The sequence below is a fragment of the Tardiphaga sp. 866_E4_N1_4 genome (assembly GCF_052076075.1).
Taxonomy (GTDB): domain Bacteria; phylum Pseudomonadota; class Alphaproteobacteria; order Rhizobiales; family Xanthobacteraceae; genus Tardiphaga; species Tardiphaga robiniae.
This window is the reverse complement of the sequence record NZ_CP197242.1, coordinates 4,247,515-4,268,830: the sequence shown is the minus strand read 5'-3', so window position 1 is coordinate 4,268,830 and position 21,316 is coordinate 4,247,515. Positions and strand designations below refer to the sequence as shown.

20 protein-coding genes are annotated in these 21,316 nt (G+C 60.7%); 8 read left to right on the top strand and 12 right to left on the bottom strand.

Translation table 11 applies throughout. The features are described from left to right. Positions 1-47: 47 nt before the first annotated feature. The 3 genes from AB8B20_RS20650 to AB8B20_RS20640 are packed head-to-tail and all read right to left on the bottom strand — an operon-like array spanning position 48 to position 3,071. Positions 48-644 (bottom strand): Smr/MutS family protein, encoded by a 597-nt coding sequence (locus AB8B20_RS20650; RefSeq protein WP_439074141.1) that lies wholly within the window; start codon positions 642-644, stop codon positions 48-50. Beyond that, on the bottom strand, positions 641-2,479 hold the full coding sequence (locus AB8B20_RS20645) for an MltA domain-containing protein (protein ID WP_439074142.1): 1,839 nt from the start codon (positions 2,477-2,479) through the stop codon (positions 641-643). The genes AB8B20_RS20650 and AB8B20_RS20645 overlap by 4 nt, the downstream gene beginning before the upstream one ends. Then, on the bottom strand, positions 2,376-3,071 hold the full coding sequence (locus AB8B20_RS20640) for a Tim44/TimA family putative adaptor protein (RefSeq protein ID WP_439074143.1): 696 nt from the start codon (positions 3,069-3,071) through the stop codon (positions 2,376-2,378). The genes AB8B20_RS20645 and AB8B20_RS20640 overlap by 104 nt, the downstream gene beginning before the upstream one ends. A 504-nt stretch (positions 3,072-3,575) precedes the next feature. On the opposite strand from AB8B20_RS20640, the gene secB reads away from it, so the two are divergent. Continuing rightward, the gene (secB, locus tag AB8B20_RS20635; protein WP_068730233.1) at positions 3,576-4,055 is read left to right on the top strand and encodes a protein-export chaperone SecB; all 480 of its coding nucleotides are present in this window, start codon (positions 3,576-3,578) and stop codon (positions 4,053-4,055) included. A 60-nt stretch (positions 4,056-4,115) separates the two neighbouring features. On the opposite strand, the gene dnaQ is transcribed toward secB, so the two are convergent. The 4 genes from dnaQ to AB8B20_RS20615 are packed head-to-tail and all read right to left on the bottom strand — an operon-like array spanning position 4,116 to position 6,910. Continuing rightward, positions 4,116-4,817, bottom strand: a complete 702-nt coding sequence (gene dnaQ / locus AB8B20_RS20630) for a DNA polymerase III subunit epsilon (RefSeq protein ID WP_089263111.1) — start codon at positions 4,815-4,817, stop codon at positions 4,116-4,118. Between the two features lie 32 nt (positions 4,818-4,849). Then, positions 4,850-5,449, bottom strand: a complete 600-nt coding sequence (gene coaE, locus AB8B20_RS20625; protein WP_439074144.1) for a dephospho-CoA kinase — start codon at positions 5,447-5,449, stop codon at positions 4,850-4,852. Between the two features lie 16 nt (positions 5,450-5,465). After that, complete coding sequence (locus tag AB8B20_RS20620) at positions 5,466-6,074, bottom strand: Maf family protein (protein ID WP_439074145.1); 609 nt, start codon at positions 6,072-6,074, stop codon at positions 5,466-5,468. Next, positions 6,071-6,910 carry a pyruvate, water dikinase regulatory protein gene (locus tag AB8B20_RS20615; RefSeq protein WP_089263669.1) on the bottom strand — a complete coding sequence of 280 codons (840 nt, stop codon included), beginning with the start codon at positions 6,908-6,910 and terminating at the stop codon, positions 6,071-6,073. The genes AB8B20_RS20620 and AB8B20_RS20615 overlap by 4 nt, the downstream gene beginning before the upstream one ends. Positions 6,911-7,382: 472 nt before the next feature. On the opposite strand from AB8B20_RS20615, the gene hemJ reads away from it, so the two are divergent. The 4 genes from hemJ to mnmG all read left to right on the top strand — a co-directional run bounded on the left by hemJ (position 7,383) and on the right by mnmG (position 13,174). Further along, positions 7,383-7,805: a protoporphyrinogen oxidase HemJ gene (hemJ, locus tag AB8B20_RS20610; protein WP_093757804.1), complete on the top strand. Its 423-nt coding sequence runs from the start codon at positions 7,383-7,385 to the stop codon at positions 7,803-7,805. 274 nt (positions 7,806-8,079) lie between these two features. Then, a complete protein-coding gene (rho, locus tag AB8B20_RS20605) occupies positions 8,080-9,345 on the top strand; it encodes a transcription termination factor Rho (RefSeq protein ID WP_068730228.1) in 1,266 nt (421 codons plus the stop codon). A 310-nt stretch (positions 9,346-9,655) separates the two neighbouring features. Then, positions 9,656-10,990 carry a tRNA uridine-5-carboxymethylaminomethyl(34) synthesis GTPase MnmE gene (gene mnmE / locus AB8B20_RS20600; RefSeq protein ID WP_439074146.1) on the top strand — a complete coding sequence of 445 codons (1,335 nt, stop codon included), beginning with the start codon at positions 9,656-9,658 and terminating at the stop codon, positions 10,988-10,990. A 312-nt stretch (positions 10,991-11,302) separates the two neighbouring features. After that, the gene (mnmG, locus tag AB8B20_RS20595) at positions 11,303-13,174 is read left to right on the top strand and encodes a tRNA uridine-5-carboxymethylaminomethyl(34) synthesis enzyme MnmG (protein WP_439074147.1); all 1,872 of its coding nucleotides are present in this window, start codon (positions 11,303-11,305) and stop codon (positions 13,172-13,174) included. A 32-nt stretch (positions 13,175-13,206) separates the two neighbouring features. Here mnmG and AB8B20_RS20590 read toward each other — a convergent pair whose 3' ends face one another. Together AB8B20_RS20590 and AB8B20_RS20585 are read right to left on the bottom strand one after the other, a co-directional pair. After that, the gene (locus AB8B20_RS20590; RefSeq protein WP_439074148.1) at positions 13,207-13,395 is read right to left on the bottom strand and encodes a hypothetical protein; all 189 of its coding nucleotides are present in this window, start codon (positions 13,393-13,395) and stop codon (positions 13,207-13,209) included. Positions 13,396-13,480: 85 nt separating this feature from the next. Then, positions 13,481-14,014, bottom strand: coding sequence for a DUF4269 domain-containing protein (locus tag AB8B20_RS20585; RefSeq protein WP_439074149.1), 534 nt, complete (start codon positions 14,012-14,014; stop codon positions 13,481-13,483). 102 nt (positions 14,015-14,116) lie between these two features. On the opposite strand from AB8B20_RS20585, the gene rsmG reads away from it, so the two are divergent. From rsmG to AB8B20_RS20570, 3 genes are all read left to right on the top strand, one after another. Next, complete coding sequence (gene rsmG / locus AB8B20_RS20580; RefSeq protein ID WP_439074976.1) at positions 14,117-14,827, top strand: 16S rRNA (guanine(527)-N(7))-methyltransferase RsmG; 711 nt, start codon at positions 14,117-14,119, stop codon at positions 14,825-14,827. Further along, complete coding sequence (locus AB8B20_RS20575) at positions 14,814-15,668, top strand: ParA family protein (RefSeq protein WP_068730223.1); 855 nt, start codon at positions 14,814-14,816, stop codon at positions 15,666-15,668. Before rsmG ends, AB8B20_RS20575 begins: the two co-directional genes overlap by 14 nt. Positions 15,669-15,816: 148 nt before the next feature. Further along, positions 15,817-16,707 (top strand): ParB/RepB/Spo0J family partition protein, encoded by an 891-nt coding sequence (locus AB8B20_RS20570; protein WP_439074978.1) that lies wholly within the window; start codon positions 15,817-15,819, stop codon positions 16,705-16,707. 269 nt (positions 16,708-16,976) lie between these two features. Here AB8B20_RS20570 and holA read toward each other — a convergent pair whose 3' ends face one another. Genes holA through leuS form a run of 3 tightly spaced genes read right to left on the bottom strand, consistent with a single transcriptional unit; the run spans position 16,977 to position 21,162 of the window. Beyond that, positions 16,977-18,005, bottom strand: coding sequence for a DNA polymerase III subunit delta (gene holA / locus AB8B20_RS20565; protein WP_439062036.1), 1,029 nt, complete (start codon positions 18,003-18,005; stop codon positions 16,977-16,979). Positions 18,006-18,014: 9 nt separating this feature from the next. Then, complete coding sequence (locus AB8B20_RS20560; protein ID WP_068730220.1) at positions 18,015-18,566, bottom strand: LPS assembly lipoprotein LptE; 552 nt, start codon at positions 18,564-18,566, stop codon at positions 18,015-18,017. Beyond that, entirely contained in the window at positions 18,553-21,162 is a 2,610-nt protein-coding gene (gene leuS, locus AB8B20_RS20555; protein ID WP_439074150.1) for a leucine--tRNA ligase, read from the bottom strand. The genes AB8B20_RS20560 and leuS overlap by 14 nt, the downstream gene beginning before the upstream one ends. Positions 21,163-21,316 lie beyond the last annotated feature (154 nt).

Here is a 21,316-nt window from a genome sequence, read left to right as displayed (position 1 = left end):
CGAAGCACTGACCTCTCGCTCCCTCGCCCCGCTCTTGCGGGGAGAGATTAAGAACGCGCCCGCCTGATCCGCACATACAGCGCACCGGCGCCGCCGTGCCCGATATGCGCTTCCTCGAATCCCACCACCAGCGACCGAAACTCCGGCAGTCCCAGCCAGAGCGGCACCTGGCGGCGCAGGACGCCGCGCTCGGATTCCGGGCCGGTCGTGCGGCCCTTGCCGGTGATAACCAGCACGAAAGTCATGCCGTCATGGCTGGCGCGATGCAGGAATGCCGACAGCGCGTGATGCGCGCGCGTCTGTGTCATTCCGTGCAGATCGATCCGCGCGTCGATGTCCTTGCGACCGCGCGAGAGCTGTGAACGCTCGCGACGGCCGAGCGGCGCCAGAGGCGGCACCGGCGGCGGCGCAGGCTTTGCGGTTTTGAGGACTGCCGGCGGTGCCGAGGTCATCTTCTTGGGCGCCGCGACTTTCACAAGCGTTGGCGCGTCTTCCGCAGGCTCCGGCTTCACTACCCGCTTCTTGCGCAGCGGCTTGACCTGTTTGGCGACCAGTTCCCACAGCGCGCGCTCCTCTTCGCTCAGCACGCGGCGACGGCGCGGCGCCACGGGATCGATGAGTTGCGGTGGACGTGAACGCTTCATTGCCAGGGAAAACGGAAGAGGGACTGCGGCTGCTTCGCTGCGCGACGATACACGCGGTGCCTGGCTTTGGCACGTTTCGGTTTCACTTCCCGCTTCACTTCAGGTTTTACTTCGGGTTTTTTCTGCGACTTCGCCTCGGCTGCGACTTGAGGCGCGACCGCAGGCCGAGCCTCCGGCAATGGCACTGTCGTAGCCACGGATGGAGACGATGTCGGGGTGGGCGCGACCGTAGCCACAGCCGGTTTTGCAACCGGCAATGGCGGCGGCGCTGTCACTGTTGGCGCTACGGGTTTCGACGCGACCGATGTATCAGACCTAGACGTATCGGGCTTTGCTGCGGCCTTGTTGTCGATCGCGGGATTTTCGACCTTCGATACTTCCGGGGGCTTTAGCTCGGTCTGTGGAAACAGCTTTGCGATTGTCTCCGACGGCCGCGCATCGGGCAGCGGCATGTGATGGCCGCGCACAGAGGGATCGAGACTCTTCGGTACCAGCATAACAAAGCGCGCAGGATGGCGCATCCGGCCGGCGACTCGGCCAGCTTCTGCGCCGGCCCCAAAATACAGATCGGCACGGGCCGGACCGACAATGGCCGAGCCGGTGTCCTGCGCTACCATCAGGCGACGGAACGGCGTCTTTGCCGTATCCGAGTCGACCGGCAGATCGCCTTCGATGAAGAACGGTGTGCCATAGACATGCAGCGACTTGTCGACGGCGATGGATCGGCCCGGCGTCAGCGGCACGCCTTGCGCACCGACGGCTTCGTCCTTGTCGGAGAGCTGCACTTCGCGAAAGAAGACATAAGAGCGATTCTGCCGACGTAGTTCGCTCGCGGCATCCGGGTTCTCTTCCATATATTGCCGGATACGCTGCATCGACATCTGCTCGCGCGGGATGATGCCGCGATCGATCAGCACGCGACCGACCGGCGTATAGCGATAGCCATTATGCGCATCGTAATTGATCCTCACCGTGCCGCCGTCTTCGAGGCGGACGCGCGCCGAGCCCTGGATCTGCGTGAACAGCAAATCGGTCTGGCTCTTCAGCCAGACGATTTCGAGCCCGCGCCCGGCGATGGCGCCGTCTTCGATCTCACCACGATCATAATAAGGCACGAGTTTGCGACGGCCAATCTTGCGGAACACATCGCCGCCATTTGGCATGCTTGCGGATGACTGGCGATAGCCGCGCACAAACAGATTCGACGGGCGGCGATAGACCGGCACGGTGTAAACGTCAGTCTTCGTGCGCGAACCGTCGATCACCGGCTCATAGTAGCCGGTGACGAAACCTTCAGGCTCGCCGAGCCGTGAGATACGCAGCGGCAGAAAATGGTCTTCGAAGAAGGCGCGCGCCTTGGCGCCATCGGAAATCTCGGCAGTTCTCGCAGCCCGGCAGGGATCGCGGAGCGTGGTGCCAAGCGCCTTCGAATCCGTTGGTGAGTTGCGTTGAGCAACGATCGGCTTGCAACTGGTGCGAAACGCCTGGAAGGCGAGGAGGTGATCGTCCTCGCTCCAGCCGGCGATATCGGTCCAATTCACCGGCGCATATTGGCTGCCTGTGAATTCGAACGGCCATTCCCGCGGCGGATTGTGCCGGGGCACATACACAAATTGTGCAGGATCATTCTTGACGTGCTTGGCGTGACGCCGGACCCGTGCGTCCGCAGAGACAGGGACCAACGCAGCAGCAATCACGCACAGCGCGGCAAGCCGGCCGAGCCTGGCAGCGTTATTGCACGCTGCCGGTGCCAACCAGCTTCCAATTCGGATCGCGCGAAGTGATGTCGCGGGCAAAAGTCCAGACGTCGGTGATGTCGCTGACCTTGTCGGCATTGCCGTCGACCACAGCGCCGGTCTTGTCGCGCGTCACCGAAATCATCTGCGACACGAAACGTACGGTGAGCTGTGCCGCGCGATCGCGCACTTCGGCGCTGACGAGTTCGGCCTTGTCGATGGAGACGAAACGGGTCTCGGTCTTCTGCTCGTTCTTCTCGCGGTCCTTGATGACGGCGTCGAACGAGTCGAACACTTCCGATGACAGCAGATCCTTCAGCGACCGACGATCGCCGTTGGCAAAGGCCAACACGATCATCTCATAGGCGCCCTTGGCGCCGGTGATGAAATGGCGCGGATCGAACGACGAATCCTGGTCGACGATGGCATCGAGACCGGCGGCGAGCGGCGTGCCCGGTTCGGTGATGCCCTTCCAGCGCTCGGCGGGAGAGACGTCGGCGGCCGGTGCCGGCGCAGCCTGATCGATCGGACCGCCGGGCATCGGCACGACATTGCCTTCGGGCGGCAGAGCATCACGCGCGGCGCGGTCGAAGGGCGGACGCTCCTCGCCGGTGCGCTGTCCGAGCACGTTGCGCAGGCGGATGAAAATGAAGACCGCCAGTGCCAGGAAGATGATGGTGTAAATGTCCACGTCTTATTGCTTTCTGATCGGTGCCGGGCATGCCCGGCGGAAGACTATGCCGCCCATCGCGGTGCTGAAATCGGCTCCCACAGGGTCGGGAGATCGCGTCATGGGCGAACCTGCTCCATGTAGACATGAAACTAAGCCCAGCCAATGGCGCGCCATCGTGTCCGGCTGCGGCAAAGCGGCCTTCGCACCGGCAGCCTCGACCGCAACCGTTTCGATAAATTCTAGCGCGTTTGTCTGTCAGAGGAAATCGGATCGAACGAGGAAAACCCGCACTTTCAGTCATTTAACGTGAATTCGGAGCGAATATGACCGGTTTTGCACCTGGATGCCCAAGCGGTGGGTCAAACCAGCGATTTTCTAGCGTCCAGGTTGTGGCGTGGCATCCTTGTCGAGTGCCGCAGGCCTATGATAGCCACTCGCCGCGATCACCTCATTCGACCGTTCGTGCGGACGCCCGCGACGAACCGGTTCCACCCGCCCGGCAGCGCTTCAGGAGAATTTTCGATGGCAAACGGCAACGGCACCCCTCCGGAGCAGTCCCCCCCCCAGCTTAATGTACTGGCGCAGTACACCAAGGACCTGTCGTTCGAAAACCCGAACGCCCCAGCCTCGCTGGCACCGCAGGCCCAGCAGCCGAACATCAATATCCAGATCAATGTCGGCGCCAACAATCTCTCCGAGAGCGAATATGAAGTGACGCTGTCGGTCGAGGGCAAGGCCGAGAACGCCGGCTCGGTGCTGTTCTCGTTCGAGCTGGCCTATGCCGGCGTATTCCGCATCGTCAACGTGCCGCAGGAAAACCTGCACCCGCTGGTTATGATCGAATGCCCGCGCCTGCTGTTCCCGTTCGCGCGCGAAATCATCGCCACCGCCGTACGTGATGGCGGCTTCCCGCCGCTGATGCTCGATCCCGTGGATTTCGTCGGTCTGTACCGGCAGAACCTGGAACGTCAGGCTCAAGCCGACGCTGGTCCGGCAAACTAAGTTCGGGTGCTCCAGTAATAAGCTTACGTCATGGCCGGGCTTGTCCCGGCCATTGTCGTTTTACGACGGCGTTCCCAGAAATTCGTTCCAGATTGCCTTCTCGCCCATCGTTGCGACAAAGGCGCGGTGCTCGGCGCGATCGGCTTCGGTCACGCGCGGCGCAAGTGCGATCTCGCGCTGGCGGCGCGGTGCGTCATTGATGCTGCCGGTGCGCTGCGCAGGCGCTTCGTCCGCCAGGATCAGTTGCGACTGCCGGGCCCCAATGAGGTCGATATAGACTTCCGCCAGCAATTCGGAGTCGAGCAGCGCGCCGTGCTTGGTGCGGCGGGAATTGTCGATCGCATAGCGGGCGCAGAGATCGTCGAGCTTGTTCGACACACCGGGATGCTTGCGGCGCGCCAGCAACAGCGTGTCAACGAGACGCTCGCGCGGCACCGGCGGGCGCTTGATGCGATCGAGTTCGGCATTGATGAAGCCGAGGTCGAACATGCCGTTATGAATCACCAGCGGCGAATCGCCGATGAAGGCCATGAAGTCGTCGACCACTTCGTGAAACAGCGGCTTGGTCGACAGGAACTCGGCCGACAGCCCGTGCACGTTGAATGCTTCCTGAGGCATGTCACGCTCGGGATTGACGTAGACATGAAAGGTCTGGCCGGTCGGCATCCGGTTGAAAATTTCGAGGCAACCGATTTCCACCAGCCGATCGCCCCGGAGGGGATCGAGGCCGGTGGTTTCGGTATCCATGACGATTTCGCGCATCGCAGTAAGCCGGTTGTCGAATCAGGGGGCGGTCAGGGCCGCCGTTGTGGCATCTTAACAGCCTCGGCGAGAATTTCACGGATCTGCTCCCGCACGGGGTCCAATCCGTTCGACGTATCCACCACGAAGTCGGCGCGCTTGCGCTTTTCGGCGTCAGGCAGCTGCCGCGCCAGAATGGCGTCGAGTTTCTCGGCCGTCATACCCTCGCGCGCCAGGATGCGCTCACGCTGCTGTTCGGGATTGGTGGACACGACGACTACCGCATCGACCCGCTTTTCTCCGCCGGTTTCATAGAGCAGGGGCACATCGACCACTGCCACTGGCGCACCCGACTTCTCTGCATCTTCCAGGAATTTTCTGTGATAGGCGCCGAGCAGCGGATGCACGATCTGCTCGAGCCTCTTCATCGCGGCGGCATCGTGCACCACCAGCGGCGATAGCTTCGCGCGATCGACCTTGCCATTCACGGTGGTTCCGGGAAACGCCGCCTCGATCAGCGGTACAGCTTCGCCCTCATAGATCATGTGCACGGTGGCGTCGGCGTCATAGACCGGCACGCCGGCTTCCATGAACAACTTCGCCGTGGTGGATTTCCCCATTCCGATCGAACCGGTCAGCCCCAATACGCGCATCAATTCCTCATAAAAATCAGATCGCGATCATCTCTTCGCCCCGCAGGAAACTCAACAGCGGCAACAGCGGTAGGCCGAGAATGGTAAAGTGATCGCCTTCAATCAGCTCGAACAGATGCACACCCAAACCTTCGAGCTGATAGGCGCCGACACTCGTCGTCACCTTGTCGCCCGCAGCGTCCAGATAGGCATTGATCGCCGCATCATCCAGCTTGCGCATGGTCATATGCGCCACGGAGACATTGGAGAACAACGTCGCACCATCGCAAACGACGGCAAGCGCTGAATGCAATTCGTGGGTCCGACCGGCGAGGATCGCAAGTTGTTCGGCCGCCTGTTCGCGTCCGGCGGGTTTGCTGAACATCCGATCCCCGAGCGCCAGGATTTGATCGGCGCCAAGAACATAGCGACCGGGATGACGCAGCGAGATAAAGGCCGCCTTCCGCTCGGCGAGCAAAGCCGCGATCTCACCAGGCGCCGTCAACCCGGATTTCTGCTGGATGCCGCGCTCGTCGATATCCGCCGGCATCGCATCAAACGTAATGCCAGCATTCGCCAGCAACTCACGACGCGCCAAACTCTGCGACGCCAGGATCAGTGGTTGCACGCCACGCCAAATGGTCATTCGGACATCCTCTGACGCTGGCGATCGGCCAGCAGTTTCATGATGGCTGCCGCGGTTTCCTCGATGGAGCGACGTGTCACTTCCAACAAAGCCCAGCCGTATTTGGCGCTAAGCTTGCGCGCATAGGTGACTTCGTCCGTGACCGACTGGCGATCGATATAATCGTCATTGGCCGTATCGCTGCCAATGCTGAGAAGCCGGTTCTGGCGAATCTGAATCAAGCGCTCCGGCGTCGCGTGCAGGCTGACCACCAGCGGATTTTTCAACGTCTCAAGCTGATGGGGAATGGGGATGCCGGGGACGAGCGGCACATTGGCCGTGCGCACACCACGATTGGCAAGATAGATCGATGTTGGTGTCTTCGACGTGCGCGAGACGCCGACGAGAACCACATCCGCTTCTTCGAGGCCTTCCACATGCTGGCCATCGTCATGCATCATCGAATAATTCAGCGCGTCGATACGCTTGAAATATTCGGCGTTGAGCGTGTGCTGCGCACCGACGCGGCCGGTTGTCGACGCACCAAGATAAGCCTGAAACAGCTGCATCACTGGCCCGATGATCGACAGGCTCGGGCTGTTGATCTCCTGGCACTTGGCTTCCAACCGGCCAACCAGATCTTTTTCCAGCAGCGTAAAGAGAACAATGCCGGGGGCTTCCTCGATTTCGGAAAGCACGCGATCAAGCTGCTTCTGACTCCGCACGAGCGGGTAGACATGTTCGACTGGCGTGACATTCGCGTATTGCGCCGCGACGGCGCGAGCCACGGTGATCAATGTCTCACCGGTCGAATCGGAGACCAGATGAAGATGAAAATAGCTGCCGGTGGTGGGCACCATGATCGTGTATGTCCTGTGAATCTCTGTGGAGCTTTTCCGGGAAATCGACCATCGCCTCGGCGGGCCCGGGATAACTCGGTTTTTTCTTCACAGGGCTCATGAAGAGGAAAAGCTCTGAGGCTGCTCTGAATGATAATGGGGTTATCCGGGTTTGTCTTGGGATAATCCAGTGCACGGCGACGGTAAGCCTTTGCGCTGCATATCGAACTTGCATACAGGCCGCTTTGGAGAAATCACGTGGCCATGTGCATAAGCGTGGGACAGTTCCGGGATTGTTTTGGGCGGCTGAAATCCACTGTCACTTAGACTCAAACCTAAGATTCTATAAATATTATTTAAGAGAAGGATGGCTTGCGGATAGTGCGGTGATCCGCTCTGTATCGGCGCGTCCTGCAACGCGGCTTTCCGGTGAAGTGTTCCGGTGTCTGCACGTGCGGTGTGACGCAGTGATGCTGGAAAGAACTTTCGAATGTATGAATGGGCCAAGGCGCTGCATGTGATCGCCGTCATCTCCTGGATGGCGGGCATGCTCTATCTGCCACGACTGTTCGTCTATCACTGCGATGCGGAGATCGGCTCGAAGCAATCCGAAACCTTCAAGGTGATGGAGCGTCGCCTGCTCAAGGCGATCATCAATCCGGCGATGATCGTCACCTGGATCCTCGGCCTGTATCTCGCCTGGGCCGGTCACTGGTTCAGCTCGGGCTGGTTTCACGCCAAACTGACGTTGGTGCTGCTGATGTCTGGCGTTCATGGCTTTCTGAGTGCCCGGGTGCGTGATTTTGCTCAGGACAAAAATACGCGGACTTCGAAATTCTATCGAATTATCAACGAGGTACCCACAATTTTGATGATCCTGATCGTGATTTTGGTGATCGTAAAGCCGTTCTAGGCCAAATTTGTCATCACAACCGCCGTTTCGGCTCCTTGCGCGACACCCTGCGATTTTCTATATTCGCGTTATCCCACCCCACGCAGGCGGATGTGGTTTGTACCGGTTTCGCTTTTTGAACCGGCCACCGCATCAGGTTTGAAGCTCCTTCAGCACCTTCCTCGCTCAAGACTTCCTGGCCAGAGACCTGCGGACTTTCCTGATCTTTTCCAGCGTCCGCATCCGTCTTGGCTACCTCGCGCTCCCTCCCCGACTTTCCACAGGATCCCTCCCAATGCGGGAAATGAAACTCCAGGACCTCAAGGCCAAGACGCCAGCCGAGCTTGTCTCGTTTGCGGAAGAGCTCGGGGTCGAAAATGCCAGCACCATGCGCAAGCAGGAGCTGATGTTCGCGAGCTTGAAGCAGCTAGCGATCAAGGAAACCGACATCATCGGTGAAGGCGTCGTCGAGGTTCTCTCCGACGGCTTCGGCTTCTTGCGGTCGCCCGATGCGAACTACCTGCCAGGTCCGGACGATATCTATGTCTCGCCCTCGCAGATCCGCCGCTTCGGCTTGCGCACTGGCGATACGGTCGAAGGCCATATCCGCAGCCCGAAGGAAGGCGAACGTTATTTCGCTTTGCTCAAGGTCAATACGCTCAACTTCGAAGATCCCGAGAAGTCGAAGCACAAGGTCAATTTCGACAACCTCACCCCGCTGTTTCCGGACCAGCGCTTCCGCCTCGAGCTGGAAGATTCGACCCGCCGCGATCTCTCGGCGCGTGTCATCGACATCGTCGCGCCGATCGGTAAGGGTCAACGCGCACTGATCGTCGCGCCGCCGCGTACGGGTAAGACCGTGCTGATGCAGAACATCGCGCATTCGATCACCGCCAACCACCCGGAATGCTATCTGATCGTTCTTCTGATCGACGAACGTCCGGAAGAAGTCACCGACATGCAGCGTTCGGTGAAGGGCGAAGTCGTTTCGTCGACCTTCGACGAACCGGCCGTTCGTCACGTGCAGGTCGCCGAAATGGTGATCGAGAAGGCCAAGCGCCTGGTCGAACATGGCCGCGACGTGGTCATCCTGCTGGATTCGATCACCCGTCTCGGCCGCGCCTACAACACCGTGGTCCCGTCGTCCGGCAAGGTGCTCACCGGCGGTGTCGACGCCAATGCTCTGCAGCGTCCGAAGCGCTTCTTCGGTGCGGCCCGTAATGTGGAAGAAGGTGGTTCGCTGACCATCATCGCTACCGCGCTGGTCGATACTGGCAGCCGTATGGACGAAGTCATTTTCGAAGAATTCAAGGGCACCGGTAACTCGGAACTCATCCTGGACCGCAAGGTCTCGGACAAGCGGACTTTCCCGGCGATCGATATCTCGCGCTCGGGCACCCGCAAGGAAGAGCTCATCACCGATCCGCAGCTGCTCAAGAAGATGTATGTGCTCCGCCGCATTCTCAATCCGATGGGCACGATGGACGCTATCGACTTCCTGCTCGACAAGCTCCGCAACACGAAGAACAACTCGGAATTCTTCGATTCGATGAATACGTAAGTTTCGGGGCTGTTCGGGCGAACAGTTTCAGGATTGCAAAAAGCGCCGTTGCGAAAGCAACGGCGCTTTTCTGTTTTGTGCACCATTACTCGCTGTCATTCCGGGATGTACGGAAGTCGGCTATGCCGGCTGAAGTACAGACCCGGAATCCCGGATTGTTTTGAACATCTCGGGATTCCCCGCCACTCTAATTGGAGTGGCTGAGGTTCGCTCGCAGCTAACGCTGCGCTCGCCACGGAACGATGGCATGGGTGGGATTTCAGAGTCAGAATCCCCATTGCATCCGGTCACCCGCATCGGCAAATAGGCGATGCATCCACGCGACCAGACGATCTACGCATTGTCCTCCGGACGGCCGCCGACGGCGATCGCTATCGTGCGCGTGTCGGGTCCACTGGCGGGGCAGGTCTTGGAGCGTCTGGCGAAGAAGCTGCCGGCGCCACGGCTGGCGGCTCATGTTCTGCTGTCAGACGAAAAGCTTGGTCCGATCGACGATGCAGTGGTGCTGTGGTTTCCGGAACCGGCCAGTGCGACCGGGGAAGATGTTGCCGAATTTCATATCCACGGCGGACGCGCAGTGCTGGCTTCCTTGTTTGAAGCGCTGGCGGCTATCGATGGCTTACGGCCGGCGGAGCCCGGCGAATTTACGCGCCGTGCGTTCGAGAACGGCAAGCTCGATCTGACTGAGGCGGAAGGCCTTGATGATCTGATCCATGCCGATACCGACCGGCAGCGGCGTCAGGCGCTGCGGCAGCTCAAGGGACTGCTCGGCGACAAGGCGCGCAACTGGCGACAGCAGATCATCGAGGCGCTGGCCCTGGTCGAAGTCGGCATCGATTTTTCCGACGAGGGCGACGTATCTGCCGAATTGCTGGCGCCGGCTTTGGCGAAAGCATCGGCGCTGCATCGGGAGATCGAGGAGGTGCTGGCGGCACAGGGTCGAAGCGAGCGCTTGCGCGACGGTCTGGTGGTGGCGATCGCTGGCCAGCCCAATGTCGGTAAATCGACGCTGATGAACCAGCTCGCCCGGCGCGACGTGGCGATCGTATCACCGTATGCGGGCACCACCCGGGACGTCATCGAGGTGCAGCTCGATCTCGACGGTTATCCGGTGACGATCATCGACACCGCCGGCATTCGTGAGACGGCCGATCCGGTGGAGGAGGAGGGCGTGCGCCGGGCGCGGGCTCGGGCGGCCGAAGCGGATCTGGTGCTCTGGCTGGTGGACTCCAGCGCAGGGGCATCTCATCCAGAGCAATGGCTGGCGGAATCTGAGACGCCGGTCTGGGTGGTCCGGAACAAGGTCGATCTGGTCCAGGCTGCCTCAGCCGGGCCAGACTTGTTGATCGCAATTTCTGCAGAGCGCGGCGATGGCCTCGCACAACTGTTGGCCCTGCTGGTCGACTTCGCCGGTCGGTACTTTGGGAGCGGTGAGGCTGGGCTGATTACCCGGGAGCGGCAGCGTCTTTTGCTGCGCAGCACTTCGAGTTTGCTGCAGCATGCTGCAGCATCGGCCGGGCATGGTGAAGAATTCGTTGCGGAAGATATGCGTGCTGCGGCGCAGCAATTGGGACTGCTGCTGGGACGTGTCGATGTGGAAGATATCCTCGATAGCATCTTCCGGGATTTTTGTATAGGTAAGTAATATTACTTTATTCACTTTTTATTGAAATGAATATTGAATCAACTCAGGCGTGGAACTCTCGGTAAAAGCATAGAGATTTCAGCCATCATTGCGAGCGGAGCGAAGCAATCCAGAAGGGATAGCTGACTTGCAAAAGACAGGACTGCTTCGTTGCAGGCGTGCGCTATGCAATGACGGCTAAAGCAGATTGTGTTTCACGTGAAACAGTCCTGCCTCTTAGATCCTCTTCAGAGGACATCCGTTGTTTCACGTGAAACAGTGCCTGTGGATTTCTCTTCAATCCCGGCGGCGCCCGCGCTAGAAGCTGCGGCCATGCAGGACAAGTTTGACGTCATCGTAATCGGGGGAGGCCATGCCGGCTGCGAGGCCGCGGCTGGTGCTGCGCGCATGGGCGCGCGGACTGCATTGGTCACGCACCAGTTTGCGACCATTGGCGCGATGTCCTGCAACCCCGCCATCGGCGGTCTGGGCAAGGGTCATTTGGTTCGCGAAGTCGATGCGCTGGACGGGTTGATGGGACGCATCGCCGATGCCGGCGGCATCCAGTTCCGCATGCTCAATCGCAAGAAGGGCCCGGCCGTCCGCGGCCCGCGCACCCAGGCGGACCGCAAGCTTTACGCTGCAGCGATGCAGGCGGCGATCGTGGCGACCGAGAATCTGAGTGTGGTTGAAGGCGAGGCCGACGACCTGCTGATGTCAAATGGCCGGGTCACCGGCGTCCGTCTGGCCGATGGCCGCGAACTCGCTGCCGGATCGGTGGTCATCACCACTGGGACCTTTCTGCGCGGCCTGATCCATCTCGGCGAGAAGAACTGGCCCGCTGGCCGGATCGATGAAGCTCCCGCACTGGGCCTGTCCAAGGCGTTCGAGCGCGTCGGTTTTACCCTCGGACGGCTCAAGACCGGCACGCCACCAAGGCTCGATGGGACCACCATCGACTGGGCCGGGGTTGAGATGCAGTCCGCCGACGATCCGCCGGAGCCGTTCTCGGTCATGACCGAGCGGATCACCAATCCGCAGATCCAGTGCGGCATTACGCGCACCACACCGGCCACCCATGAGGTGATCCGCGCCAATGTGCATCGTTCGCCGATGTATTCCGGCCAGATCAAGAGCTCAGGGCCGCGCTACTGCCCGTCCATCGAGGACAAGATCGTCCGCTTTGGCGATCGCGATGGTCACCAAATCTTCCTGGAGCCGGAAGGCCTCGATGACTCCACGGTCTATCCCAACGGCATCTCTACCTCACTGCCCGAGGAGGTTCAGGCTGCGATCCTGGCCTCGATCCCCGGTCTCGAGCGGGTCCGAATGGTCCGCCCCGGTTATGCGATCGAATATGACCACGTCGATCCCCGCGAACTCGATCCGACGCTGCAGACCAAGCGCGTCTCCGGCCTGTTTCTGGCCGGGCAGATCAATGGCACCACAGGATACGAAGAGGCCGCCGCCCAGGGTCTGGTCGCCGGTCTGAATGCGGCCCTGTCTGCGAGTGGGAGCCAGTTGACCGTGTTCGACCGGGCTGACGGTTATCTCGGCGTGATGATTGACGATCTGGTCACCCGCGGAATTACCGAGCCCTATCGGATGTTTACTTCGCGGGCCGAATATCGTCTCACGCTGCGTGCCGACAACGCCGATCAGCGTCTGACTGACAAGGGTATCAGCCTGGGATGTGTCGGCAGCGCTCGTTCGGCCCGGCATGGCGCCAAGATGGAAGCCCTCGCCGCTGGTAAGGCCCTGACCCAGGCGCTCTCGATCACTCCTAACGGGGCCGCTAAGCACGGTCTGGCGCTCAATCATGACGGTCAGCGCCGCTCTGCCTTCGATCTCCTCTCCTACCCAGAGACCGAATGGGCCACCGTGACCCGGATCTGGCCAGAATTATCGGCCATTGACCCAGCGATCGGTACCCATATCGAGATCGATGCCAAATATGGTGTCTATCTGAAGCGTCAGACCGCGGATGTGGAGGCTTTTCGCCGTGACGAGGGTCTCTCGCTGGTGGACGTCGACTATGATGCGGTCCCCGGACTGTCCAATGAGGCCCGGGCGAAGCTCAAGGCCGCGCTTCCTCACACTGTGGGGCAGGCGGGACGTCTGGATGGTATGACCCCGGCGGCGCTGGCCATTCTCGCGGCCTATCTCCGCCGCGAAGCACGCAAGCCGAAGGCTGCTTTGGCCTAGTTGGTTGTTTCACGTGAAACAGGAAGCCGAAATCAACGCGGCTCCGTTGAAGGTGGCTTCGCTGGCCGGCGGGGCCAGAAGGCAATAGCTGCGACGGCCACTGTAAAGAGAACCACGGCGACGATCGTCTGGACCACGTCGAAATTGAGTGCGTCACGCGAGACGAACAACGCAGTGATGGGTGCTGCCAGCATCAGGAAAAGCCGTACGATCACACTCATGGTCATCTGCCTCCAACGATGATTCATTGGAGCCCGGACTCGTCCTGCTCGCATTGATCCTGGTCAACTCACTGTCCTGAATCCTCTATACTGCAAACCCTTGCGCCCTCAGGACGGCATTCAGCTGGTTATCAGAGGTGCTGAACAGGTCGTACAGGACGGCGTAAGGATCGCCTTCAAGCTTGAGCGCACGCGCAAAGGCAGGCTCTGTCTTTACTCCTCCGGCCCGTAACGCGCAGATGGCGGTGTGGAAGGCGGGTCCGCCCAGGGTCAGCAGTCGCTTCTCGACCTCGAAGTGCCGCCAGCCAGCTTGATCCTGTACGGGAGTCGAGCTGACGAAGATTTCGAATGGCCATCCATACGCTTCGAATGTCGCGATCACCGGTCGGCCTTTGGCCGACCATTGATAGATGGCAAAGCTTTCGGACTCGCCGAAGTGCTTCCAGACAAGTTCAACAGCCGCGGACAGGTCGGCGGCGCAACAGATGATATCGATGTCACTGTTGGGCCGGGCGACACCGAGCGGCAGCGTGCCGATCACATGCGGGTCGAATGGTTCGAGGATGCGGAGCAGGCCGGTGCGTCGAAGGGCATCCTGATAGGTCGGTCGCTCATTCATCGGCAATTCCCGCCCGGATTCGTCGCCTCAATCCGGCAATTTGATAGCGGCTGTAATGGACTCAGAGTATGGATGGGTCCCAACAGCTTTTCAGACAATCCAATGGCGCAACGATCCCAGCAAGCGGCTCCCGCACCCCGGCTCGATGCCGATAAGGCTGCGGCCTTGCGGCTGACACCTGTTTCACGTGAAACGGAAGACAGGCTCGATCGCTATGTCGACCTGTTGCTGCAGTGGCAGGCCAAGACAAATCTGATTTCGCCGGCCACGCTTCCAAATCTCTGGACGCGCCATATCTCGGATTCGCTGCAGCTTCTGAGCCTCGCGCCGGATGCAAGGACCTGGCTGGACTTCGGCAGCGGTGGAGGTTTCCCAGGCGTGGTTCTGGCCTGTGCCATGGGTGACGTCTCAGGTGGGCATGTCCATCTCGTCGAGCGAAACGCCAAGAAGGCGGCGTTCCTGCGCGAAGCGTTACGTGTGACGCAAGCCCCAGGCACAATTCATCTGGCTGACATCGGGGATAATGTGGATAGATTTCCCGAGCATGTCGATTGCATCACCGCGCGTGCCGTTGCCTCGTTACATATCGTTATCGGTTTCGCCGAGCCCCTGATGAAGCCGGGCACAAAAGCCTTATTTCTCAAGGGTCAAGATGTAGAATCGGAATTGACCGAAGCTACTAGATATTGGAATATAAGCCCGCGCCTGCATGCCAGCCTGACCGGCGGACAAGGCTGGATCGTCGAACTCGACCGGATCGAGCGACTGACCCCGTCCGCAAACCAAAATGGCCACACCAATGACCGTAATTGATCAGCAATATCAAGAGCATACGTCAAATACGGTGCCTGGCCATCCCCGCATCCTGGCGCTGGCGAATCAGAAGGGCGGCGTTGGCAAGACCACCACCGCGATTAATCTCGGCACCGCACTCGCCGCGATCGGCGAGCGGGTGTTGATCGTCGATCTCGATCCGCAGGGCAATGCATCCACCGGTCTCGGCATCGATCGCCGCAATCGCAACTGCTCGACCTACGACGTCCTGATCGGCGAAGCGCCGCTGCGCGATGCGGTCGTCGTCACCGCCGTGCCGCGTCTGCACATAGCCGCCTCGACCATGGATCTGTCGGGCCTCGAGCTTGAACTCGGTTCGGCCCGCGACCGCGCCTTCAGGCTGCGCGATGCGATCGGCGAGTTGAACAACAATGTCTCGCCAGGCTCCGACTATACTTACGTGCTGATCGATTGCCCGCCATCGCTCAACCTTCTCACCGTCAATGCCATGGCCGCGTCGGATGCGATTCTCGTTCCGCTGCAGTGTGAGTTCTTCGCGCTCGAAGGTCTGTCGCAATTGTTGCAGACCGTGGAGCAGGTGCGCTCGACGCTGAATCCGAACCTGTCGATCCATGGCATCGTGCTGACCATGTTCGACTCGCGCAACAACCTGTCAAACCAGGTCGTTGCCGACGTACGCGAATTCATGGGCAGCAAGGTCTATGAGACCATGATTCCGCGCAACGTCCGCATTTCGGAAGCGCCGTCCTACGGCAAGCCGGTACTGGTCTATGACCTGAAGTGCTCGGGCTCTGAAGCCTATCTGCGGCTCGCGACCGAAGTGATCCAGCGCGAGCGCGACCTGCGCACCGCTCACTGAGCAAGTAGGGTGGGCAAAGCACAGCGTGCCCACAACAGCGGATCGCAAACGATAATGGCAGGCACGGCGCAAGTACGCCTTTGCCCAGCCTGCAACCGAATTTCAAGTTTGAGTACGGAGTGGCGCGATGAGTTCGAAGGGATTGGCGATGGCTGATGAAGCGCGTTCGCGGCTGGGCCGCGGTCTTGCAAGTCTGATCGGCGATGTCGGCGGCGAAGCCGCGCATGTCGAGCGTCCTTCGCGCAACCAGCGCAAGGTGCCTATTGAATTTCTCAAGGCCAATCCGCGCAACCCGCGTCGGGCTTTTGCCGATGCGGAACTCAGCGAACTCGCGGCCTCGATCAAGCAGCATGGCGTGATCCAGCCGATCGTGGTGCGGCCGGTGAAGGGTAGCAACGATCGCTTCGAGATCATCGCCGGCGAGCGCCGTTGGCGTGCGTCGCAGATCGCCGGTCTGCATGAAGTGCCGATCGTGCCGCTCGACGTGACGGATTCGGCCGCGATGGAAATCGCGATCATCGAGAACGTCCAGCGCGAGGATCTCAATGCGATGGAAGAGGCGCAGGGCTATCATTCGCTCGCTGAGACCTACAAACACAGCCAGGACGAGATCGCGAAAATCGTCGGCAAGAGCCGTAGCCATGTCGCCAACATGATGCGCCTCACCAAGCTGCCGGAAGACGTGCAGGGCCTGATCGCATCGGGGCAGCTCTCCAACGGTCACGCCCGCGCGCTAATCAACCTGCCGGACGCATCGAGCGCCGCGAAACGGATCATCGCCGAGGGACTGAACGTTCGTCAGACCGAAGCACTCGCGCATGAAGAGGGCGTGCCGGAGCGCGCGCCGCAGAAGCCGCGCACGTCGTCTCCCAAGGCGGCGAAGGATGCCGACACGATCGCGCTGGAGAAACGGGTCAGCGATGTGCTCGGGCTGAAAGTGTCGGTGGATCACCGTGATCCCGGCGGCACCGTGATCATCAAGTATCGTGATCTCGATCAGCTCGACGAAATTCTGAAGCGGCTGGATTCGGAAGGCTGATTTCGACGGTGCTGCTTCCTAACCTCTCCCCGCTCTGCGCGGGGAGAGGTCGTCGCGTCTTCGCGGCGGGTGAGGGGCAGCGCACAGAGTTCGCCGCAGAGATATGCTCTCGGGTCGGATCATTTCACTGACGTTTTTGAAGACGAATTGGTGCGATCCGAAAGATCGTGTGTTGGGCTGACTTTGTCCCATGCCCCTCACCCGACCGGCTTCGCCGGTCGACCTCTCCCCGCAAATGCGGGGCGAGGTTAAGGGAGCGCCATCGCTACTTAACCGCGCCGCCTTGCATTCACGGCAATCGACATCAACGCCCTCTGTGCGATCACCGCGCCGAGGGCGTTTTGCTTGCGCACATCGAGGGCGGCAACGGCGAGCTGGTCGATGATGTTGACCAGCCGCTGCGCCGAGAAATTTCGCAGCGCTGCTTCCACCGTTCCCTTGCGGGAAAAATGCAGCCGCGGAAATCCGCTTTCCACGGCTGCTGATGCCGAACTACCAGCCTCCACCAGCAGGCTGGCTTTGTGCAGCAATGCGGCCTGGCGCTGCGCGGCCATCATGATCATGCCTGGATAAGTTCCGGCGATCATCGCCTTGTTGAACTCGACTTCCACCGCGGCGGGATTCCCGGCAAAGGCGCCGTCGACAATTGGATCGATCTTCAGCTCGGACGCGTCGGCGACGACGGCCATCACGTCGTCGAGCGTGACTTCGCCGGTACCATGCGCATAGAGCGTGAGCTTGCGGAGCTCGTTACGCGATGCCTGCCGATCGCCGCCGAGCAGCGACATTAGTGTGGCGCGTGCATCCGGCGCCATGCGGAGATTGGAGACGCGGAGCTCTTCATCGATAAGCTTTGCGAGATCGCGCTCGGTGTCGGGGTAACAGGCGATGGCCACCGCGGTCCTGGCCTTCTCGCAGACTTTCCGCAATGGCGATTCCGGCCGAAGCTCACCAGCCTCGATGACGATGCGGCAATCCTTGATATCGGAGTCAGCGAGCGTGTCGACGCCGCTGGAAAAATTCTTTGAGCCTGCGCGCACACGGATCGCTCGCCGCCCACCGAACAGCGGCACCGTCATGGCTTCTTCGACGAGACGCGACGGCTCGGCGGCCAAATCATCGCCGTCCATGCGAACCAGCGAAAATGGATCATTGGGATCGTCGACCGCGGATTTCATCAGCGCGTCGGCGCGTTCGCGGACGAGTCCAGCGTCAGCTCCGTAGAGCAGAATGATCGGCCGGCCGGCATCCGGCCGCGCGAGAAACGTGTCGATGTCTTTTCCGCGAAGCGCGACCACGCGACGGGCTTAGGTGCCGGCGTAGAAGAACGACGCCAGACGGGTATTGATGTTGTCGGCGATCTCACCCGCCGCGCGGTCCTCGGCGTCGCGATAGGCGCGAGCGCGGGCGAAGCGCTGCAGCTGGCCGGGGATGTCATAGGTGACGCGGGAGAAGGTGCTGCCGGTCAGGACCTGCTTTCCGGTGGCGATCTCGATCAGGCCGTAGGTCGCGTCGATGCCGTAATTTTCGCTGGTCGGCAGCGCGGTATTCGGGTCGACGATCAGCGAGGTCCGGCTTGGGTTGAAACGGATCTTCAGCTGATAGGTCGGCGGCAGGCCGGTGGCACTGCCATACATCTTGAACATCAACGCATTGCGGATGTTCACGCCGACGCGGGCCTGCGGCGACGCATTGGGATATTCCAATGGTGGAACTTCGACGCCCTGCAGCTTCTCGCGCAGGCCGGGTTTGCCGTCGCCACGCTCGGCATACATCGGCTGGAAGCAGCCGGCCGTCAGCGCCGCCAGGGTGGCGACGACCATAAGCCGGGCGGCAATGCGGGATTTAGCCGACAACATTCACGATCCTCTGGGCGACGACGATGACCTTCTTGACGGGTTTGCCGTCGAGAGCCTGTTTTACAGCATCGAGCGCCAGAGCGGCAGCCTCAATTTCCGGGGGCGTCGCTTCCCGTGCCACTGTGACTTCTCCGCGCTTCTTGCCGTTGACCTGTACCGGCAGGGTCATGGTGTCTTCAACCAGCAGATTGGGCTCGATTTGCGGCCAACGGGCTTCCGAGATCATGCCCGGTTGCCCCAGCACACCCCAGCATTCCTCGGCCAGATGCGGCATCATCGGCGCAAACAGTTGAACAAGGATGACCGAGGCCTCGTGGAGCGCCCAGCAGACATCCGGGGTCGGGGTTCCCGAACGTGCCAAAGCTTCGCCCAGCAGGTTGGAAAATTCGCGGATATGGGCGAGGCAGACATTGAAATGCAGCTTTTCGATCTCGGTCGAGACCTTGCTGAGCGCGCCATGCGCGGCCTTGCGGATCGCCATCGCATCCGGACCGAATTCGGTGGGACGGGCTGCCGGCGCCGATTTGCCGTGCGCGGCTGATTCGTTGATCTGCCGCCACAGACGCTGCACGAAACGTGAGGCGCCCTTGACGCCTTCCTCGCTCCAGATGACGTCGCGGTCCGGCGGCGAATCCGACAGCATGAACCAGCGGGCGGTATCGGCGCCGTAGGTGCCCATGATGTCGTCGGGGTCGACTGTGTTGCGCTTCGACTTCGACATCTTCTCGATCGAGCCGATCTCCACTGGCGATCCGTCGGTCAGCATGGTTGCGCGGCGGCCGTCACCGTCGCCGGTGATATTGATCTCGGCCGGTGAGGCGAAGGTGCCGTCCTGTTTCTTGTAGGTCTCGTGCACCACCATGCCTTGCGTGAACATGCCGGCAAACGGCTCGTCGAAATTGACGTGGCCGGTGGCCTTCATGGCGCGGGTGAAGAAGCGGCTGTACAGCAGATGCAGGATCGCGTGCTCGACGCCGCCGATATACTGATCGACAGGCATCATTCGATTGGCAACGGCGATCGTCGTGGGTGCCGACGTGTTCCATGGATCCGTGAAGCGCGTGAAGTACCAGGACGAATCCACGAAGGTGTCCATGGTATCGGTTTCGCGCCGCGCATCCGCGCCGCAGTTCGGGCACTTCACATGCTTCCACGTCGGATGATGATCGAGCGCGTTGCCCGGCTTGTCGAAGGAAACGTCCTCCGGCAGCACGACCGGCAGATCCTTGTCCGGCACCGGCACGATATCGCAGCTCGGGCAGTGGATGATCGGGATCGGGCAACCCCAATAGCGCTGACGTGAGATGCCCCAGTCGCGCAGGCGGAAATTGATCTCGCGCTTGCCCCAGCCGTCCTTCTCGAAAATCTCGAGCGACTTCTTCATCGCTTCTTCGCAGGTCATCGCGCCAGGTTCACCCACCCAACGGACATACTGCACAGTCTCACTTTTCGCCGGAGCGAAAGCGATGTTACCAACGCGCTCATCGCTACCGACGGGCACGAACACGTCGAGCACCGGCAGATCGTACTTGCGCGCAAAATCCAGGTCGCGCTGATCGTGTGCCGGGCAACCGATGATGGCGCCGGTGCCGTAATCCATCAGCACGAAGTTTGCGATATAGAGTGGCAGTGTCCATGACACGTCGGCGGGATGCGTGACCTTGATGCCGGTGTCAAAGCCGAGCTTCTCGGCTGTGTCGATCTCGGCCTGCGAGGTGCCCATGCGATGGCATTCCTCGATGAAGGCGACAACCTTGGAGTCTTTTTCTGCGAGCGCTTTCGCCAGCGGATGATCCGGCGAGATCGCAGCGAAAGTCGGGCCATACATGGTGTCCGGGCGTGTCGTGAACACCGGCAGTTTGTCGAATCCCGCGGGTGCGCCGATCAGTCCGAACTGGAAATGCAGACCTTCCGACTTGCCGATCCAGTTGCGCTGCATCAGGCGCACCTTGTCGGGCCAGCGATCCAGCGTATCCAGCGCAGACAGCAGCTCGTCGGAATATTTACTGATCTTGAAGAACCACTGGGTCAGCTCGCGCTGCTCCACCAGCGCCCCTGAGCGCCAGCCGCGGCCGTCGATCACCTGCTCATTGGCCAGCACAGTGTGATCGACCGGATCCCAGTTCACCTTGGACTTCTTGCGCTCGGCCAAACCTGCCCGCATGAAATCGAGAAACATCTTCTGCTGATGCTTGTAGTAGGTAGGGTCGCAGGTTGCGAATTCGCGCGACCAGTCCAGCGACAGACCCATGGTCTGCAGCTGCTTTTTCATCGACGCGATGTTCTCATAGGTCCACGCTTTCGGAGCGACCTTGCGTTCGATCGCGGCGTTCTCGGCGGGCAGGCCGAACGCATCCCAGCCCATCGGATGCAGAACGTTCTTGCCTTGCGCGCGCTGGAAGCGCGCAACCACGTCGCCCATCGTATAGTTGCGGACATGGCCCATATGGATGCGCCCCGACGGATAGGGGAACATCTCGAGCACGTAATACTTCTCGCGCGGATCGTCGTTTTTGGTGGCGAAGATCGCCTTGTCGTCCCAGACGCGCTGCCAGCGCGGTTCGGTCTCGCGGGCGTTGTAACGTTCGTTGCTCATGGTGTTTTTGAAATCCGCCGGCCGGTTCGAGCGCTTCTCAGATCATGGACGCGCGAACGAGGTCGCAAACCGGTGCTTGCTCGGGCTGAATTCGCGCTTGAGGCCGGGGACTAGGCCATAAAAGGCTGCGTTAGGTCAATGGTTTAAGACAAGA

Bases quoted from the DNA above. Each gene is read 5' to 3' on its own strand.
- AB8B20_RS20560 (WP_068730220.1), bottom strand. From the start codon at position 18,566: ATGTTGTCGGCTAAATCCCGCATTGCCGCCCGGCTTATGGTCGTCGCC.
- secB (WP_068730233.1), top strand. From the start codon at position 3,576: ATGGCAAACGGCAACGGCACCCCTCCGGAGCAGTCCCCCCCCCAGCTT.
- AB8B20_RS20620 (WP_439074145.1), bottom strand. From the start codon at position 6,074: ATGACCATTTGGCGTGGCGTGCAACCACTGATCCTGGCGTCGCAGAGT.
- AB8B20_RS20575 (WP_068730223.1), top strand. From the start codon at position 14,814: ATGACCGTAATTGATCAGCAATATCAAGAGCATACGTCAAATACGGTG.
- mnmG (WP_439074147.1), top strand. From the start codon at position 11,303: ATGCAGGACAAGTTTGACGTCATCGTAATCGGGGGAGGCCATGCCGGC.
- rsmG (WP_439074976.1), top strand. From the start codon at position 14,117: ATGGCGCAACGATCCCAGCAAGCGGCTCCCGCACCCCGGCTCGATGCC.
- AB8B20_RS20645 (WP_439074142.1), bottom strand. From the start codon at position 2,479: ATGCCGACAAGGTCAGCGACATCACCGACGTCTGGACTTTTGCCCGCG.
- AB8B20_RS20590 (WP_439074148.1), bottom strand. From the start codon at position 13,395: ATGAGTGTGATCGTACGGCTTTTCCTGATGCTGGCAGCACCCATCACT.
- coaE (WP_439074144.1), bottom strand. From the start codon at position 5,449: ATGCGCGTATTGGGGCTGACCGGTTCGATCGGAATGGGGAAATCCACC.
- AB8B20_RS20570 (WP_439074978.1), top strand. From the start codon at position 15,817: ATGGCTGATGAAGCGCGTTCGCGGCTGGGCCGCGGTCTTGCAAGTCTG.
- AB8B20_RS20650 (WP_439074141.1), bottom strand. From the start codon at position 644: ATGAAGCGTTCACGTCCACCGCAACTCATCGATCCCGTGGCGCCGCGC.
- hemJ (WP_093757804.1), top strand. From the start codon at position 7,383: ATGTATGAATGGGCCAAGGCGCTGCATGTGATCGCCGTCATCTCCTGG.
- dnaQ (WP_089263111.1), bottom strand. From the start codon at position 4,817: ATGCGCGAAATCGTCATGGATACCGAAACCACCGGCCTCGATCCCCTC.
- leuS (WP_439074150.1), bottom strand. From the start codon at position 21,162: ATGAGCAACGAACGTTACAACGCCCGCGAGACCGAACCGCGCTGGCAG.
- rho (WP_068730228.1), top strand. From the start codon at position 8,080: ATGCGGGAAATGAAACTCCAGGACCTCAAGGCCAAGACGCCAGCCGAG.
- AB8B20_RS20585 (WP_439074149.1), bottom strand. From the start codon at position 14,014: ATGAATGAGCGACCGACCTATCAGGATGCCCTTCGACGCACCGGCCTG.
- mnmE (WP_439074146.1), top strand. From the start codon at position 9,656: ATGCATCCACGCGACCAGACGATCTACGCATTGTCCTCCGGACGGCCG.